The 1,141-nt window shown below is 66.4% G+C and carries 2 protein-coding genes; both read right to left on the bottom strand.

All coding sequences use genetic code 11. The annotated features are described in order from the left end of the window. Positions 1-103: 103 nt before the first annotated feature. Positions 104-649 (bottom strand): hypothetical protein, encoded by a 546-nt coding sequence (locus tag BSZ39_RS12855; RefSeq protein ID WP_222842975.1) that lies wholly within the window; start codon positions 647-649, stop codon positions 104-106. Then, on the bottom strand, positions 646-906 hold the full coding sequence (locus BSZ39_RS14765) for a helix-turn-helix domain-containing protein (protein WP_083603369.1): 261 nt from the start codon (positions 904-906) through the stop codon (positions 646-648). The genes BSZ39_RS12855 and BSZ39_RS14765 overlap by 4 nt, the downstream gene beginning before the upstream one ends. Positions 907-1,141 lie beyond the last annotated feature (235 nt).

The raw sequence follows: 1,141 nt of genomic DNA, 5'->3' as shown, positions 1-1,141 counted from the left end.
AACAAGCACTCGCCCAACTCGCAGCCGCCTACCCAGACCGTATCAACCCCTACTTGTAACCAATCAACTTACACAAAAAACTTGACAGGCCCGGTCACCACGCTCAACTCATCCCCACCGCGGACCGCCCCGGCACCGACTGGGCCTGGCCCCGGCCGAAGGCCGACAACGGCGCCAACCGTCCAGCCCGATCACCCACGCGCCGTGCACCCACCGTGATGCCGTGGCGGGTCTTCTGGCTCAGTGCGGTCTGGAAATGGATGCCCCGGCCAGCGACCATGGCACCACGCCGGGCCATCAGATCGGTCGGACGCACCCACTCCACACCCCGCCCCACCTGCCGACCCACAGGCCGGCTGGTGGTCCGGGCGGTGCGGGCCTTGACCGCCTCAGGCACCCCCTCCGCACCCTCACCCAGCCCCGGAGCACCAGCGTTTGCTCCGTCGATGTCGGGGGTGAGCTGCTCATCGAGCTCTTCCACCGGCGCCTTGGGTGGGACAAAACCGCCTCGCTCACTCACCGTCTCCTGGTCGAGGTTCTCGGTGGGGTGGTCGGGGGTGGTCAGGGCGAGTTCTTCGGGATCGGGTGGACCGTAGTCGTCGTGGACCGGCGGCTCGGAGCGGTAGTGCTCGTGTTCGTGGGTGCTCATGATTCCTCCTTCATCGATGGACTGGTGACAGGTTCAGAACTCCTCGTTGGTGGGGAGGTGAGCCAGCGGCCCACCGTGGACGGATGCACGCCCAGTTCGGCGGCAATCTGCTTGTTCGACCACCCCTCACTCCGCAACCCGGCAGCCCGCTCCCGCCGACCCACCCCAGCCGTCTCGGGAACCCCTCGAACGGTCTCCCCATCAGAGGCAGTCGGAGTCGAAGCCTCGGGCGCGGGCTTCTCCTCTACGTGCTTCATCGGAGACGGACCGGATTCCGGCGCGGTCGGTCGTTCATCGCCAAGGCCGACGGTGTCGCTAGCGTCGGCCTGCGGGAGTGCCGCCGGCGGTGGGTTTGCCTCGATTCCCGTTGGTGGCTCGGGTATGGGCTCGTCATTGTGGTGGAGTTGAGTCCCTCATAGTGGTGTAGCGGGGTGGTCGTGCTGGACAGCAGGGCGGTCACCGCGTGATCCTCGAGTTCATCTTCTACAACTC

It is taken from the genome of Bowdeniella nasicola, from assembly GCF_001907295.1.
Classification (GTDB): domain Bacteria; phylum Actinomycetota; class Actinomycetes; order Actinomycetales; family Actinomycetaceae; genus Bowdeniella; species Bowdeniella nasicola.
Note: the sequence above shows the minus strand (reverse complement) of the source record. Positions and strands in the feature narration are given on the sequence as shown.

Bases quoted from the DNA above. Each gene is read 5' to 3' on its own strand.
- BSZ39_RS12855 (WP_222842975.1), bottom strand. From the start codon at position 649: ATGAGCACCCACGAACACGAGCACTACCGCTCCGAGCCGCCGGTCCAC.
- BSZ39_RS14765 (WP_083603369.1), bottom strand. From the start codon at position 906: ATGAAGCACGTAGAGGAGAAGCCCGCGCCCGAGGCTTCGACTCCGACT.